Below are 548 nucleotides of genomic sequence, written 5' to 3' on the forward strand. Positions count from 1 at the left end.
GTGCTGGGCGGGCGGCTTTCGGGCACACTGGAAGGCGGTTCACTGGCCGAGGGCGTGAGGATCTCGAAGCTGGCCTGGGTTACTCCCGGCGGCAAGGGCACCGAGGTGCGGATCGACCATGTGGAAGGGCGCTGGGCGCTCACGCGCGCGCCGCTGCGCTTCACGCTCGACTACCTGCGCGCCGGCACCATCGACGTGACGGTCGTGCCGTCGCCGTCCGAGACCACGCCCACCACGCTGCCGGAGAATCTCGATCTTCCGTTGCAACTGACGCTGCGCGAGCTGCGCTTCGACACGCTGCGCATCCACGAGGCGGGCTCGACCACCGAGCTGACGAAGCTGCTCGCGCACGGCCAGAGCGATCGACGCCATCACGCGCTCACGCTGGAGCGGCTCGATACGCCGTTCGGCGCGCTGAGCGCCGATGTGCGGCTCGACGGCGCGCGCCCGTTCGCGATCGCCGGCACGGCCGGTTATTCGGGCAGGGTGTCGAACGAGCAGGTCGACGCGCATGCCACGCTGTCGGGCTCGCTCGAGGCGCTGGTGCT

Annotated in this window: 1 pseudogene; it reads left to right on the top strand. The window is 70.4% G+C overall.

Annotated features, from left to right (window positions below):
* Nucleotides 1-548: pseudogene (locus HW466_RS31145) on the top strand (translocation/assembly module TamB domain-containing protein); the annotation flags it as partial.

The sequence above is a fragment of the Burkholderia territorii genome (assembly GCF_902833055.1).
In the GTDB taxonomy this organism is placed as follows: Bacteria; Pseudomonadota; Gammaproteobacteria; order Burkholderiales; family Burkholderiaceae; genus Burkholderia; species Burkholderia territorii.